14 protein-coding genes are annotated in these 16059 nt (G+C 43.9%); 12 read left to right on the forward strand and 2 right to left on the reverse strand.

Translation table 11 applies throughout. The features are described from left to right. Window positions 1-142: 142 nt before the first annotated feature. Window positions 143-1201 carry a recombinase RecA gene (recA, locus tag AC23P2_RS27045; RefSeq protein ID WP_028522273.1) on the forward strand — a complete coding sequence of 353 codons (1059 nt, stop codon included), beginning with the start codon at window positions 143-145 and terminating at the stop codon, window positions 1199-1201. Window positions 1202-1255: 54 nt separating this feature from the next. Here the strand turns inward: recA and AC23P2_RS27050 are convergent, their stop codons facing one another. Next, window positions 1256-2395, reverse strand: coding sequence for an acyl-CoA dehydrogenase family protein (locus AC23P2_RS27050; RefSeq protein WP_487776085.1), 1140 nt, complete (start codon window positions 2393-2395; stop codon window positions 1256-1258). 377 nt (window positions 2396-2772) lie between these two features. Between AC23P2_RS27050 and AC23P2_RS27055 the strand changes: the two genes are divergently transcribed. Then, window positions 2773-4089: a UDP-glucose dehydrogenase family protein gene (locus AC23P2_RS27055; protein WP_183979700.1), complete on the forward strand. Its 1317-nt coding sequence runs from the start codon at window positions 2773-2775 to the stop codon at window positions 4087-4089. Between the two features lie 189 nt (window positions 4090-4278). After that, a complete protein-coding gene (locus AC23P2_RS27060; protein ID WP_487776086.1) occupies window positions 4279-5253 on the forward strand; it encodes a UDP-glucuronic acid decarboxylase family protein in 975 nt (324 codons plus the stop codon). A 53-nt stretch (window positions 5254-5306) separates the two neighbouring features. Here the strand turns inward: AC23P2_RS27060 and AC23P2_RS27065 are convergent, their stop codons facing one another. Further along, window positions 5307-6134, reverse strand: coding sequence for a hypothetical protein (locus AC23P2_RS27065; RefSeq protein ID WP_487776087.1), 828 nt, complete (start codon window positions 6132-6134; stop codon window positions 5307-5309). A gap of 75 nt (window positions 6135-6209) precedes the next feature. Here AC23P2_RS27065 and AC23P2_RS27070 point away from each other — a divergent pair, with 75 nt between their 5' ends. The 9 genes from AC23P2_RS27070 to AC23P2_RS27110 all read left to right on the forward strand — a co-directional run bounded on the left by AC23P2_RS27070 (window position 6210) and on the right by AC23P2_RS27110 (window position 16020). Further along, window positions 6210-6824: a phosphatase PAP2 family protein gene (locus AC23P2_RS27070; protein ID WP_487776088.1), complete on the forward strand. Its 615-nt coding sequence runs from the start codon at window positions 6210-6212 to the stop codon at window positions 6822-6824. 32 nt (window positions 6825-6856) lie between these two features. Further along, window positions 6857-8581, forward strand: a complete 1725-nt coding sequence (locus tag AC23P2_RS27075; RefSeq protein WP_487776089.1) for an ArnT family glycosyltransferase — start codon at window positions 6857-6859, stop codon at window positions 8579-8581. Between the two features lie 457 nt (window positions 8582-9038). Then, entirely contained in the window at window positions 9039-9641 is a 603-nt protein-coding gene (locus AC23P2_RS27080) for a TetR/AcrR family transcriptional regulator (protein WP_487776090.1), read from the forward strand. A gap of 127 nt (window positions 9642-9768) precedes the next feature. Continuing rightward, window positions 9769-11034 (forward strand): TolC family protein, encoded by a 1266-nt coding sequence (locus AC23P2_RS27085; RefSeq protein WP_487776091.1) that lies wholly within the window; start codon window positions 9769-9771, stop codon window positions 11032-11034. A gap of 45 nt (window positions 11035-11079) precedes the next feature. Then, entirely contained in the window at window positions 11080-12099 is a 1020-nt protein-coding gene (locus AC23P2_RS27090) for an HlyD family secretion protein (RefSeq protein WP_487776092.1), read from the forward strand. Between the two features lie 11 nt (window positions 12100-12110). Further along, window positions 12111-13028: an ABC transporter ATP-binding protein gene (locus AC23P2_RS27095; RefSeq protein ID WP_487776093.1), complete on the forward strand. Its 918-nt coding sequence runs from the start codon at window positions 12111-12113 to the stop codon at window positions 13026-13028. A gap of 5 nt (window positions 13029-13033) precedes the next feature. Then, window positions 13034-13774, forward strand: a complete 741-nt coding sequence (locus AC23P2_RS27100; RefSeq protein ID WP_487757675.1) for an ABC transporter ATP-binding protein — start codon at window positions 13034-13036, stop codon at window positions 13772-13774. Window positions 13775-13778: 4 nt separating this feature from the next. Then, window positions 13779-14885 (forward strand): ABC transporter permease, encoded by a 1107-nt coding sequence (locus AC23P2_RS27105; RefSeq protein WP_487776094.1) that lies wholly within the window; start codon window positions 13779-13781, stop codon window positions 14883-14885. A gap of 13 nt (window positions 14886-14898) precedes the next feature. Continuing rightward, entirely contained in the window at window positions 14899-16020 is a 1122-nt protein-coding gene (locus AC23P2_RS27110; protein WP_487776095.1) for an ABC transporter permease, read from the forward strand. Window positions 16021-16059: the final 39 nt, after the last annotated feature.

Genomic DNA, 16059 nt, shown 5'->3' on the forward strand with positions numbered 1-16059 from the left:
GGTCTTAAAAAACGTTGCGCAAAAGCCCCGTAAATAACCTTAAAAATGACCCGTTTTAGTCGCTGTTTTCTTTGGAAAACCTAAATAAAATGAGTACTTTTACAGGTAAACAAACCTACTATTTCATATTTTAACATCAACCATGGCAGACAACAAAGAACAGAAATTTAAAGCCCTGCAAACAACGCTTGAGAAGCTTGACAAAGCCTACGGAAAAGGCACAGTGATGCGTCTCAGTGACAAAAAAGTAATGGATGTCGAGGTAATTTCAACGGGTTCCGTTGGACTTGACCTTGCCCTAGGAATTGGTGGTTTGCCACGTGGACGGGTCGTAGAAATCTACGGGCCAGAATCGTCAGGTAAAACTACACTTGCCATGCAGACCATTGCCGAAGCTCAAAAATTGGGCGGTTTGGCGGCCTTTATTGATGCAGAACACGCTTTTGACCGTGTGTATGCGCAAAAGTTGGGAATTGATACCCAAAACTTACTTATTTCGCAGCCTGACAACGGAGAGCAAGCGCTCGAAATCGCCGAACATTTGATTTCGTCGGGAGCGATTGACATCATCGTCATTGACTCAGTAGCGGCCCTTGTTCCTAAAGCAGAAATCGAAGGAGAAATGGGCGATAGCAAAATGGGGCTTCAGGCGCGTCTGATGTCGCAAGCCTTGCGTAAATTGACGGGGGTTATTAACCGTACCAATTGCTGCTGTATTTTTATCAACCAGTTGCGCGATAAAATCGGTGTCATGTTTGGTAGCCCAGAAACAACTACGGGTGGTAACGCCCTCAAGTACTATTCGTCGATTCGTTTGGATATTCGTCGGATTGGCCAAATTAAAGAAAGCGCCGATAATATCACAGGAAACCGTACGAAGGTGAAGGTGGTGAAAAACAAATTGGCACCTCCATTCAAAGTAGTTGAGTTCGATATTATGTACGGTGAAGGGGTTTCTAAAGTAGGAGAAATCATCGACTTAGCGGTAGAACTTGAAATCGTGAAAAAATCGGGTTCTTGGTTTAGCTACGATGGCAACCGCCTCTCACAAGGTCGTGACGCAGTGAAGCAATTATTGAAAGATAATCCTGAATTGGCCGATGAACTTGAAGCGAAAATCCGTGCAAAAGTCAACGAAGATGACGATGCACTGTTGGATACGCAACAACCGAACATCGCCGATGACGGAACGCCAGACTAAGCCTGGTACCAACCTCCCGAAAGTTTCAAACTTTCGGGAGGTTTTATGTTGGGCCTAACTCAATATCTCTCTCGAAATCACCAACTTCTGAATTTCACTCGTACCTTCACCAATGGTACATAGTTTGCAGTCGCGGTAAAATTTCTCTACGGGATAATCTTTGGTAAAGCCATAGCCACCAAAAATCTGAACAGCTTCATTAGCCACCCTGCACGACACCTCCGAGGCGTAGTATTTGGCCGTCGCGCTTTGGAGTGTTACTTTTTCGTGGCGGTCTTTGCGGGCGGCGGCGTCATATACGAGCAACTTGGCGGCTTCAATTTCGGTGTGCATATCCGCAAGTTTGAACGAAATCCCCTGAAACTGCGAAATCGGCTTGCCAAATTGCTGACGTTCTTTGGAGTAAGCCAAGGCCGCCTCAAACGCCCCAATGGCCGTGCCAAGGCTCAACGCCGCGATGGAAATGCGTCCACCGTCCAAAATTTTGAGGGCTTGCACAAATCCTTCACCAACTTCGCCCAACACATTGCTTTCATGGACGCGGCAGTCTTCAAAAATCAATTCTGTCGTTTCCGAAGCCCGCATTCCAAGCTTGTCTTCCTTGCGCCCCGCCGAAAAGCCTTTCGTGCCACGTTCGATGATGAAGGCCGTGGCGCCCCGTTTGTCGCCCACCGCGCCTGTTCGCGCAATTACAACGGCTACGTTGCCACTTTTTCCGTGGGTTATAAAGTTTTTAGAACCATTTAAGACCCAATAGTCACCGTCTTTAACGGCCACCGTTCGCATATTTCCCGCGTCTGAACCTGTGTTGGGTTCGGTCAATCCCCATGCGCCAATCCATTGACCACTAGCGAGTTTGGGAAGATAGGTTTGTTTTTGAGATTCATTTCCAAACATCAAAATATGGTTGGTACAGAGCGAGTTATGGGCTGCCATCGAAAGCCCAATAGCAGGATCAACTTTGCTTAATTCAACAATAGCAGTGACATATTCTTGATAGCCCAAACCCGCACCACCATAGGCTTCGGGCACTAGGATGCCCATGAGACCTAATTCGCCAAGTGAATGAAAAAGGTCAACGGGGAAATGCTGGGTTTCGTCCCATTCCCTGACGTAAGGTCGCATGTTGCGTTCTGCAAAATCCCGAACCGATTGGGCAATTAATTCTTGGTTTTCTACAACTTCGGACTTCATATTCAAAAGCGATTAAAGGAATAGTGTTGAATGAAAGAATCTCAATCTAAGATTATTCGATGAGTATGCCAAGCAATAATGAGTGAACGGTAGGGAGGAGAAAAATAAAAGATTATGCAAACGTTTTCGGAAGCATAAATGAATACTTCAAAACGCGAGTGTTGCAAATTTTTATTTGTTGTTATAACAATTTTTAGAGTAATAATTTTTTTGAAAAATCCTTAAAAGAACCGCAAAATCAATTGTTACCCTATAAATTTATGGAAGATTGGAAGGGATTGAAGAATTTATTCTAATTTTGGAGCTGTTTTGTTGGACTCGAAAAAATACAATTTTGAAAGCCCACACATGAAAACTAACAACCAAAGCATTTATCTATGAAAATCGCTGTAGTAGGAACTGGCTATGTAGGACTCGTAACAGGAACTTGTTTTGCAGAGACTGGTGTACAAGTATGTTGTATCGACATTGACGTAAAAAAAGTTGAAAAGCTAAACAACGGTATTATTCCCATTTACGAGCCAGGCTTGGATGTCCTTTTTCATCGAAACGTAGCCGAAGGTCGTTTGAAATTTACCACCGATTTGGTCGAAGGTATCAAAGGGGCGTCGGTGATTTTCTTGGCCTTGCCAACGCCTCCAGGAGAAGATGGATCGGCAGATTTGAAATATATTTTGAAAGTGGCCGATGATTTGGGGCAAATTATGACCGAATATGCCGTCATCGTCGATAAAAGCACTGTCCCAGTGGGCACAGCCGAAAAAGTAAGCGCTGCCGTGGCCAAAAACGCAAAAGTGGAATACGACGTAGTATCAAACCCTGAGTTTTTGCGCGAAGGTGTGGCTGTTGAAGACTTTATGAAGCCTGACCGCGTAGTGATTGGTACAAAGTCGGAGCGGGCTAAGAAAGTGATGGAGAAATTGTACGCTCCGTTGGTGCGCCAAGGCAATCCAGTAATTTTTATGGATGAGCGCTCGGCCGAAATGAGCAAATACGCAGCCAACTCGTTTTTGGCAATGAAGATTACGTTTATGAACGAAATCGCTAACCTTTGCGAATTAGCAGGAGCGGACGTTGACAATGTGCGCAAGGGCATCGGAACCGACAGTCGTATTGGAAAACGTTTCTTGTTTGCAGGAATTGGTTACGGTGGAAGCTGCTTCCCGAAAGATGTTCAGGCACTTGCCAAAACGTCGGAAGAATATAAGTATGATTTCAAGGTGTTGAAATCAGTAATGGAAGTAAACCAAGAACAAAAAACAAAACTTATCCCCGTTGTTAAAAAACATTTTGACGGAGATTTGAAAGGAAAAACAATTGCGGTTTGGGGACTTTCGTTCAAGCCATATACCGACGATATTCGTGAGGCACCAGCGTTGGAAAACATCAATATTCTGTTGGAAGAAGGGGCTAAAGTTATCGCTTATGACCCAGAAGGAATGGAAAACGTGAAAAACTACGTATTGGGGAATAAAATTAACTACGCACACACACCATACGCAGCCTTGGACGATGCCGATGCGTTGATGATTTTTACCGAATGGCCGCAATTCCGCACGCCAGAGTTTGAAAAAATGGCGTTGTTGATGAAAAACAAATTGATTTTCGACGGCCGTAACGTTTACGAATTAGACCAAATGAAAGAACTAGGATTTACCTATTACAGCATTGGTCGTGAGGTGGTGAAAGCCTAATTTTTTTGGATATAAATACAAAAACGAGTGCCGTGATTGAGTCAACCAAGGCACTCGTTTTTTATGCCTTCTGTTCGAGTTTTATAAGTTAAAAAGCTAAGTTTTAGAAAGCGAATGGGTTTTTGTACTTTTGCAACTCGAAAATAATTCACTGATTAACCGAATCAAACATTCTTATATTTTCCCCAAATGAAAAGAGTTTTAATCACTGGTGCGGCGGGCTTCTTGGGTTCGCATTTGTGCGATAGATTTATCAAAGAAGGCTATTACGTGATTGCGATGGACAATCTTGTGACGGGCGACCTTCGCAATATTGAGCACTTGCGTTCTAACCCCAACTTTGAATTTATTCACCACGATATTTCAAAGCACATCGTTATTGATGGAGAATTGCACTACATCCTCAATTTTGCCTCGCCAGCAAGCCCCATTGATTATTTGAAAATCCCCATCCAAACCCTCAAAGTAGGTTCGTTGGGGACGCACAACTGCCTTGGCTTGGCACGTGCAAAAGGCGCTCGCATCTTGGTAGCTTCTACTTCGGAAGTGTATGGTGATCCATTGGTTCACCCACAAAACGAAGACTATTGGGGACACGTAAATCCTGTGGGTTACCGTGGCTGCTACGACGAAGCAAAACGTTTTCAGGAAGCAATCACGATGGCATATCACCGTCACCACGGCCTAGAAACACGCATCGTTCGTATTTTTAACACCTACGGCCCACGGATGCGGTTGAACGACGGACGGGTATTGCCTGCATTCATCGGGCAAGCACTTCGCGGTGAAGACCTTACGGTGTTTGGGGATGGGTCGCAAACGCGCTCTTTCTGCTACGTTGATGACCTTGTTGAAGGGATTTACCGTTTGTTGTTGAGCGATCACGCCATGCCAGTAAACGTAGGAAACCCAGCCGAAATCACGATTGGTGAATTTGCCGAAGAAATCATCAAATTGACAGGAACAACTCAGAAAGTAATCTACAAACCACTTCCACAAGACGATCCAAAGCAGCGTCAGCCAGACATTACATTGGCGAAAGAAGTGTTAGGATGGGAGCCAAAAGTGTCGCGTGCAGAAGGTTTAAAAATTACGTACGACTACTTCAAAAATCTTCCTGAAGACCGTTTGTACGAAGAAACGCACCACAGAGAGTTTAACTAATAGTAGCATTTCTGACCTCCCGAAAGCCAAACTTTCGGGAGGTTTTTTTATATCTATTTGGAAACAGGTATCTCGCTCACATCCACCCGATTTTTATCTTTGTTCCAAAAAAGTCGGTATTTTTTCCCTGAGTCAATTTTGTATTCTTCCGTGACTTTGTCTAGGGTGCTGACTCGCATATATACTTGTGTATCAGCCAGTTTAAACTCGGCTCGTTTTTTGGAAGGCAAAAAGAACGCTTGCCAATTGAGGCGATCACCGCTAACTTCGTAGGCTACTTCGCCGTTGAGTTCGTTTTGGAGAGAAAACGGAAAGCGGTCGTTGACAGGGTCTTCGATGACATCGGCCAATGAAACGACTTCTACTTTGATAGAACCAAGTTTGCGCTTACCAAGGGGTTTGACGGCGATATAAATTTCGTCGCCACGGCATCCTTCCAACTTCCCAACGCTACTTTGCGTACTGTCAATCTTAAAACAAGGAGAGGCTTCTTTGCCATCGATAAATTGTTGGGCCGATTTGGCATCGGTAAAAACGCCAACCGCTACCTTAAAATTAGCATTAGAGGCCAACGTATGTTTTTCAAAGGTATAGTCAGCTTTGGTCAATGTGTCAGGATTAACCAACCGAAGGGTTTCGTACAAACGAGAGGAAGTATTGACTTTTTCGGGTTGAAAAACGCTGATGCGGTAAAAAGAAGTCGTCGTCCCTTTCAAAAGGGATACTTTTACGGGGGTGTTTTTGGCTAACACTTTATTGACAACATTGGAGGGGACTAAGTTAACGTAGTCAATAATCACCTCTTGGAGCATTTTTTGCGCCGAAGCCTGCAAGTGAACCAAAACAGAACACAACAGGCTTGTAAAGAATATTTTTTTCATAAAAACGGCAAGTTTCTGAACCCTTAGACAACGCAAAGATGGGGAAAATATTTTCTGTACCTCTATCTTTGCGCCATGAACTTTATTCGACTGCTCCGCACAAACTGGCCTTTTACCCTGAGTTATGGTTTATTTTTGGTAGGGTTAGGGATTTGCCAGATTCTTTACCGACAAGGAATTATTTCGCTGGAAATCAATCGGTATAATAGTACTTGGGCCGATACATTTTTCAAATACGTTACCCACCTTGGCGACGGAGTTTTTTGCGTTGGGGTAGGAGTCGGGTTATTGTTTCGCGCTCGCAAGAAAGGGTATTTGGTGATAGGGGCTTACGCTATTTCTGGGATACTGGCACAGCTTATCAAAAACTTTGCTTTCCCAAAAGAACCTCGCCCTGTGGAATATTTTGCGGGGATGATGCAGTCGCTTCATACGGTGCCAGGCGTAGAACTAAGCCACTGGAATAGTTTTCCGTCGGGGCATACGACCTCCGCTTTTGCCTTGTTTGCCTTGTTGGCGTTGTGGACAGACAAGCCCTGGTTGAAGTTGGGGTGTTTGGTCATGGCTTGTGTGATAGGTTTTTCGCGCATGTATTTACTCCAACATTTTATGGTGGATGTTTACGTGGGCTCCATACTGGGCACGCTCACGGCATGGACGTTGGCCTTGAAGTTCAACGAAATAGCTTAGAGTGAATACTTTGGTTTTAAAAAATACTAGGAATGAAATACTTAAAACTCGAAAACCCGTGGGTCATTGCCGTTCTTGCGGTCGTGTTTTTTATCCCTTACTTGGGTCAAACGCATTTGTTTGATTGGGACGAAATCAACTTCGCCGAGTCTGCCCGCGAGATGCTCGTTTCGGGAAATTATTTGCGAGTACAGGTTGATTTTCAACCTTTTTGGGAAAAACCACCCTTGTTTTTTTGGTTACAGGCTTTGTCGATGAAAGTGTTTGGAATCAACGAGTTTGCCGCCCGTTTTCCCAACGCCGTTGTGGGCGTTTTTACCTTATTAACTTTTTATTTTCTAGGAAAACGCTTGGTTGATGCCCGTTTTGGGTTTTTGTGGGCGTTGGTTTACTTGGGCTCTGTTACGCCGCACTTGTACTTTAAATCGGGAATCATCGACCCTTGGTTTAATTACTTTATGTTTTTGAGCGTGGTTAATTTTTCGTTTCCAGACGCTAGAAATACCGCAAAAAGTTTCTTGCTGGCGGGCATTTTTGCGGGACTTGCCGTTTGGACCAAAGGGCCTGTGGGGGTGGGTGTCCCCACACTCGTTTTGGCGGCTTTGTGGGTAATTCAACAAGTTCAGAAGAAAAATAATCAAGCAACAATTGGTGATTATTCCATTAAAAACCTGCTGATTTATGCCATCACGGCGGGAGTTTTTACGATTGGGTGGATGTTGGCCATCATTATGGAAAGTGGCTGGGCGACTTTTGTTGCATTCTTGCAGTACCTCTATCGCCTCGGTGCTACTTCGGAGGCCGACCACGGGCAGCCGTTTTATTATCACTTTGTGGTCGTACTGATTGGTTGTTTCCCCATTTCGGTGATTGGTCTAAAATACGTAGCAGTAGCTTTTAAACCGTTGATTACGAGGTGGAAACCACAGATGGTTGACAAAATGGCGCTACCCATGCCTGCATTTTCGTTGCCGATGCTGTGCTTGTTTTGGGTGGTGATGATTGTATTTTCTATTGTCAAAACCAAAATTGTTCATTACAGTTCGATGGCCTATTTCCCGCTTTCTTACCTTGCGGCTTTGTGGCTACATCAGTGGCTCAAAGGGGAAGTTTTGTGGCCACGATGGATGACTGTTATGCTGTTATTTATTGGATTTATTTTGTCGCTGGTGCTGACGTTGGTGCCGCTAATTGGAATGAACCCTACTGCTTTTACACCTTACATTGAGGATAAATTTGTGGTTGCCAACTTACAAGCGCCCGTCGAATGGGCTGGAAATGAGTGGCTTTGGGGCGTACTATATTTTGTCGCGATTTGTGTGGCTTTGCTACGTTGGAAAAAACAAAAACAAGTGGCTATCCGTATATTGTTTTTGAGTACGGCACTATTGATGTTCTTCTATACTTCCAATGTCGTTCCTAAAATAGAAGGTTATACGCAACGCACCGTAATTGATTTTTACGAAGCTAAAAAAGGTCAGGATGTTTACGTTTGGCCGATTGGAAACCGAAGTTATGCGCAGTTTTTTTACTTCAAAAAGCCGATAGGAGTGCGGCCCGAAGCGAGTGATGAAGAATGGCTTTTGAATGGTCCTGTGGACAAGCCAACGTTTCTGATTGCCCGTATCGACCGGGCTGATGCTTATCGTGCAAATCCAAATTTGGAGTTATTGAAAGAAGAAAACGGCTTTGTGTTTTTCCGAAGAAAGCCCGATTATCAGAAGATTATTGAATCAGTACGGAAATTAGATCAGTAATTAATTTGAATATATTGCCAGCCTCAAAGAGCCCTAACATTTGTAAAAACATTTGCCGAGGTTGATAAACATTACCAGCCTCGGAGAGGCCCAACATTTGTAGAATTTGATAAATATTGCCAGCCTCGGAGAGTCCCAACATTTGTAGGGTTGATAAATATTATCAGCCTCGGAGAGGCCCAACATTTGTAGAGGTTGATAAACATTACCAGCCTCGGAGAGGCCCAACATTTGTAGGGTTGATAAACATTACCAGCCTCGGAGAAGCCCAACATTTGTAGGGTTGATAAACATTACCAGCCTCGGAGAGGCTCAACATTTGTAGGGTTGATAAATATTACCAGCCTCGGAGAGGCTCAACATTTGTAGAATTTGTCGGCATAAAATTTGTTTATTCAAAATGAAATTATTTGCTTTGTGCTAAGTTTAACCAAATGGTTAAACCATAGAATAAATCATGTCAGAACTGGATTTAACAACAGAAGAGAAAATTTTGAAAGCAGCGGAGACCATTTTTTTACGAGATGGTTACGACGGTTCAAGGATGCAGGACATAGCTAACGAAGCGGGAATCAATAAGGCATTATTGCATTACTACTTTCGTTCAAAGGATAAGTTATTTGAACATGTTTTTGATAAAAAAATTGGCATATTTTTTCCGAAAGCAGATGGCGTTTTTGATTTGGACATTGACTTTTCAGACAAAATTGGGCTCATAATTGAAGGATATATCAACCTTTTGAGGGAGAATCCCTATTTACCTTTGTTTGTTTTGAATACGGTTAACAACCCAGAAAAGTCAGATTTTATCAAAAAACTACCAGTTGGATTGATGCAAAAAATAGCAATAAACTACTTTGTGGAACTCCAAAAAGGCAAAGTTCGTAGCATTAACCCTATGCAATTTGTGATGTCTATCATGGGAATGTGTGCATTTCCATTTTTGGCACGCCCAATTTTATTGAATGCGTTTGGGGCAGATAAAGAGGCATTTGATGTGCTTATGAAACAGCGCATTGAGGAGTTGAAGTTGTATGTAAAGCTAATTTTAACTCCCTAAATGTGTTGAGGGTTGCTCTCAACTCGAACGTCAGAGACTTTCCAAGTTTTAGAAACTTGGAAAGTCTAAAAATTAGAACTCCTATTTTTTTATCTATAATTTAACCAAATAGTTAAACTGTAAGGTTATGAAACAAAAAGTGCTATTTATCGGGATGTGGTTGGGATTTGTTTCGGTGGGGCATACGCAAAGTACGTTGACCCTCGACGAATGCTACCGACAGGCCGAAACCCACAGCCCGCAAGCGGGGCAAGCCCGTTTGATTCAGGAGGCAACCGAACTGCAACTGAAGTTGCTTAATCGCAATTTTATGCCGCAATCTCGCCTCAATGGCCAAGCTACTTGGCAGTCGGACGTGACGAGCGTACCCATCAAATTACCCAATTTTGAAATTACCCCGCCTCCTAAAGACCAGTACAAACTGACGTTAGATATAACGCAGACGATTTGGGATGGGGGGACTGTTCAGAAACAAAAAGCAGTGGCTGTGTCGAACCAACTGGCTGAACAACAAAAGGTAACGGTGGATTTATACCAACTTAGGGAACAAGTGAGTGGCCTATATTTTGGAGCATTGTTTGCCGAACGTCAATTAAAAAACTTTGATATTTTGGATAAAGAACTTCGCGCTAAACTGGCCAAAACGAAAGCCTCGGTTCAGAATGGAATAGCGATTCGTGCCAACATTCTTGCCTTGGAAGCGCGTATTTTGGAAGTAGAGCAGTTGGTGTTAGAAACGCAGACAAGGCGTACGGCATCCTTGGAGGCACTTTCGCTGCTAACTGGTGCAAACATTGATGCCAATACCTCGCTTCAACTGCCAACGGTAGCTACTAATTCAGTGGATATTAATCGGCCAGAATTAAAATGGTTTGATGCCCAAAAACAAACGTTGTCGGTGAGTGAAAAACTGGTTAAAGCTAAAAATTTACCCAAATTATCAGCTTTTGCGACGGGAGGATATGGGCGGCCTGGGCTGAATTTCTTGTCAACAGAATTTAAAACGTACTTTATTGGAGGGGTACAACTTCAAATTCCTTTGTCACATTTATATACCAATAGCCAAGCGATTGAAATCCAACAACTGCGGGTAAATCAGCAACGCGTAGAAAAACAAAAAGAAAACTTTTTGTTGGCCACCCAAGTCAGAATGGCTTCTCAGCGCCAAGAAGTAAGCCGATTGCAGGCATTGGTCGAGAGCGACCGCAAATTGATTGAGATTCGTTCGACGATTCGTAAAGCGTCTGAATCTCAGCTTGAAAATGGAATTATTACGGCTAGTGATTACCTGACTGAGCTTGATAATGAAGACAGTGCGCGTCAAAACTTGATTTTACACGAGGTGCAATTGTTGCAAGCACAAAATAACCTACGACTATCGGCGGGTAATTAATCGCCGACTCAACAACAAATAACCAAGAAAAAGATACTAAGTCACATGAATACATTTTCACAAAAAACATCCCTAAAGAAAGCTCAGCCGTATGGCGTCGGGTTTTTGATTTTTCTGTCCCTTTTGGGTTTGAGTTCTTGTAACAACAGCGATCAAGCGTTTGATGCGAGCGGTGTTTTTGAAGCCGATGAAGTCGTGATTTCGTCGGAGTCAATGGGGAAAATTCTGCGTTTGGAAATAGAAGAAGGCAACACCCTCAAGGCAGGCCAGGCTGTTGGGAGTGTTGATTGTAAGAACCTCAATTTGCAAAAAGCACAAGTGCAAGCGAGCATGGAGGCGTTGAGCCAAAAAACCAACGATGCTTCACCGCAAATTCAGATTTTGAAGGAACAATTGGTGACGCAACAACGTCAGATAGCGACCCAACGCGAACAACTTAGGCTGTTGGAACGCGAACATAAACGTTTGGATAATTTGGTAAAAGCCGAAGCCGTACCAAGTAAACAATTAGATGATGTGGATGGACAAATTTCGGTGTTGAAAAAACAAATCGAAACCGCCGAAGGGCAAGTGGCGGTGGTGCAGCAGCAGATAAAGTCCCAGCAGCAACAAGTGTCAATTCAAAACCGAGGGGTGTTGAGCGAGCGGAAGCCTTTAGAAGAACGCATCGCGCAGTTTGATGACCAGCTGAAACGTTGCACCATCACCAATCCCATTGACGGAACGGTATTGGTCAAGTACGCCACCACCAACGAAATGACTGCTACGGGCAAAGCGTTGTACAAAATTGCGGACTTGACTTCGCTGACGTTGCGGGCGTACATAACAGGCGACCAACTCGGTAAAATAAAGCTCAACCAGCCCGTAAAAGTGTTTGTCGATAATGGCAAAGACAGCTATAAAGAAGTGAGCGGAGTAGTGACGTGGATTTCTAACAAAGCGGAGTTTACGCCCAAAACCATTCAGACCAAAGACGAACGGGCGAATTTGGTGTACGCTACCAAAATCAAAGTGAAAAACGACGGTTTCCTCAAAATAGGAATGTACGGCGAAGTGAAACTCTAACTCCAATTTACATGTCAAACGTTCGAGTAGAAAATATTAGAAAAACGTACGAAAAAGGGCAAGTACTCGCACTCGACGAGGTTAGTTTTGAGGTAAAATCGGGGGAATTGTTTGGGCTAATCGGCCCCGATGGTGCGGGAAAAACGTCGCTTTTTCGTATCCTGACGACCTTATTGGTACCCGATGCTGGTCGGGCAGAGGTGGCGGGGTTGGATGTTGTCAAGGATTTGTGGAAAATACGCCAAATCGTGGGGTACATGCCAGGGAAATTTTCGCTCTACCAAGACTTGAGCATTGAAGAAAATCTCAATTTTTTTGCGACTGTTTTTAATACTACTGTTGCGCAAAATTACCATTTGATAGAGGAGATTTACGTTCAAATTGAGCCATTTAAGCATCGCCTGGCGGGAAAACTTTCGGGTGGGATGAAGCAAAAATTAGCCTTGTGCTGTGCGCTTATTCACGAACCTAAAGTGCTCTTCTTGGACGAACCCACCACGGGCGTTGACCCTGTGTCGAGAAAGGAGTTTTGGGACATGCTCGACCGACTGAAAGCACGCGGAATTACCATTGTGGTCTCGACGCCTTACATGGATGAAGCCAGTCGGTGCGATCGCATTGCGTTGATTCAAAAGGGTAAAATTTTGGAACTAGATACCCTCCAACAAATCATTGCACGGCACGCCCAAAACCTATACGCGGTGGATGCCGACAATCGGTACAACTTAATGAACGACCTGCGCAAAAATACCGAAATAGTCAGCGCATTTGCGTTTGGCGAAGAACAACACGTGACATTACCTCCTCATTTTCAGGATAAATACCTTTCGGAGTTTTTGAAAGAAAAAGGACATACGGGCATTAAAGTACGGAAAATAGCACCGACGATTGAGGATACATTTATCAAATTGATGCTCGAAAATCAGTAAAACCTATGACAAAATCAGTCATTCATACCGAAGGACTTACCCGAAAATTTGGTGACTTCGTGGCCGTAAATGCCATTACGTTTGACGTAAAAGAAGGGGAGATTTTTGGTTTTTTAGGAGCCAATGGCGCTGGCAAAACCACCGCCATGCGAATATTGTGCGGGTTGCTGGAGCCAACCTCGGGCAAAGCATCGGTAGCAGGCTATGACGTGTATCGCCAAAATGAAGAAATCAAAAAGCACATTGGGTACATGAGCCAAAAGTTTTCGCTGTACGAAAACCTGACGGTGCGGGAAAATATCCAGTTTTTTGGCGGGATTTACGGACTGACCCGTAAAGAGCTTCGCGAAAAAACAGCCGTGCTGATTGAGCGACTTGGACTCAACCAAGAGGCCGACAAATTGGTAGGTTCGTTGCCGCTGGGTTGGAAGCAAAAAATATCCTTTTCAGTAGCCATTTTGCACCGTCCCAAGGTGGTGTTTTTGGATGAACCCACGGGCGGAGTGGATCCCATTACGCGTCGTCAGTTTTGGGACATGATTTACGAAGCAGCGCACGAGGGAATCACCGTTTTTGTGACAACCCACTACATGGACGAAGCGGAGTATTGCGACCGCGTTTCAATCATGGTCGATGGCACAATTGCGGCCTTAGACACACCTTCGGGGCTTAAAAAGCAGTTTCAAGCAGAAAGTATGGATGAGGTATTTTTACAATTAGCGCGCGGAGCAAAAAGAGGAGAATAACATTATGAAAACATTTGTAGCTTTTATCCGAAAAGAATTTTGGCACGTACTCCGCGATACCCGCAGCTTGGTGATTCTGCTGGGGTTGCCTGTCGTGATGATGATTTTGTTTGGCTTTGCGCTTTCAAGCGAAGTCAAAAATTCAAACGTGGCCATTTTAGATTATTCCAACGATGATGCCTCACGCTTACTCATCGACCGTATTGACCAAAGCCAATACTTCAGTGTTAAAGAACGCTTGACTTCTGAGGTACAAATTGAGCGCGTTTTTCGGCGCGGAGAGGCGCGGTTGGTCATCATTTTTCCTCAAAACTTTCAGGAGGATTTGTCACACACCAACCAAGCACAAGTACGCTTTATTGGTGATGCGTCCGACCCTAATACTTCCAACATTGTCATCAATTATGCCTCTAGCATTTTTCGCGATTACCAAAACGAACTTACTGAACAGAAAAAGCTACCATATACCATCGAAACCGAAACGCGGATGTTGTACAACCCGCAGCTTAAAAGCTCGTACAACTTCGTGCCAGGCGTAATGACGTTGATTTTGATGCTGTTAGGTGCAATGATGACATCAGTGTCGATTGTCAAAGAGAAAGAAACAGGAACCATGGAAATCTTGCTCGTTTCGCCCATGCGCCCTTTGTTGGTGGTGTTGAGCAAAGCCGTGCCTTACTTGTTTTTGTGCTTTATTGATGTAATTATCATCTTGCTGTTGGCGGTGTTTCTATTGGATATGCCCATTCGTGGCAGCCTTCCTTTATTGCTAGCTGAGAGTTTGTTGTTTATTCTAACCACCTTATCCTTAGGCTTATTGGTGTCGGCGGTGGTTGATTCTCAGCAAACGGCCATGTTTTTGTCGTTGGTAGGTTTTTTGATGCCTGCATTGGTCTTTAGCGGGTTTATGTTCCCGATTGAGAATATGCCGTTGCCGTTGCAAATTGTAAGCAATATCGTCCCGACGAAGTGGTATTACAGCATCGTTCGGGCTATTATGGTGAAAGGATTAGGGTTCTCGTACGTAGCCAAACAGACCCTGATTTTGGCGGTTATGACGGTTGTTTACTTGACCGTGGCGATACGTAAGTTCAAAATTCGGTTGGCTTAAAAAAAGAGAAGAAATGCGAAATCTAGTTTTTTTGTTGCAAAAGGAATTTCGGCAAATATTTCGGAATCCTACCATCTTACGGATGATTTTGATTATGCCCATCATGCAGCTGATTATAATTCCACTGGCGGCCGACTACGAAATCAAACATATTTCGATTAGCGTTGTGGACCAAGACCATTCCACCTATTCGTCGAAATTGGTGAATAAAATGACGGCGTCGGGTTATTTTCAACTGGTTGAATACACGCAATCTTATGCCCAAGCGACGAAGACCGTAGGGGATGGAAAAACCGATTTGATATTGACGATTCCTGCGCATTTTGAGCGCGATTTGATTAAGTTCAATAAGGCGCAATTGCACTTAGCAGCCGATGCGGTCAACGGGGTTAGGGCGGGATTGGGAACGGCCTATGCAGCCCAGATGATTGGTGATTTCAACCGCGAAATTAGGGAAGAATGGATGTTGTTACCGAAGTTTAACGAAATGCCTCAAATTGAAATTACGTCGGCCAATTGGTATAATCCTCATTTTGATTACCATTTGTTTATGGTGCCAGGTATTTTGGCCATCTTGGTGACGATGGTGGGGGCTTTCTTAACGGCGCTGAACATCGTGGCCGAAAAAGAAGTGGGTACCATTGAACAAATCAACGTGACACCGCTCAAAAAACACGAGTTTATTTTGGGTAAACTGATTCCATTTTGGGTATTGGGGATGGTTTCGATTACGTTAGGAATGATTGTCACCTTTGTGATATTTCGGTTTTTACCCGTTGGTTCTTTCTTTACAATTTATGTTTTTTCGGCGGTATATATGTTTGGCGTGTTGGGAATTGGCTTGTTAATCAGCACTTTTGCCGATACGCAGCAGCAAGCGACGCTCTTCGCTTTTTTCTGTATGATGGTGTTTATTTTGTTGGGAGGGCTATATACGCCCATCGAAAGTATGCCCGAATGGGCGCAATGGCTGACCCGCATCAATCCGCCTGCCTATTTTATCAAAATCATTCGGGCAGTTTACATCAAAGGCAGTGCTTTTTCTGATTTGATTCCCGAATTTTTGGTGATGATAGCCTTTGCGGTAGGTTTTAATGCACTCGCGGTATTTAATTACCGTAAAAGAAGTGCGTAGGTGAATGTTGGGTTGTGAGCAACCCAATACACGTTTATT

It is taken from the genome of Runella sp. R0.1_18 (assembly GCF_057652155.1).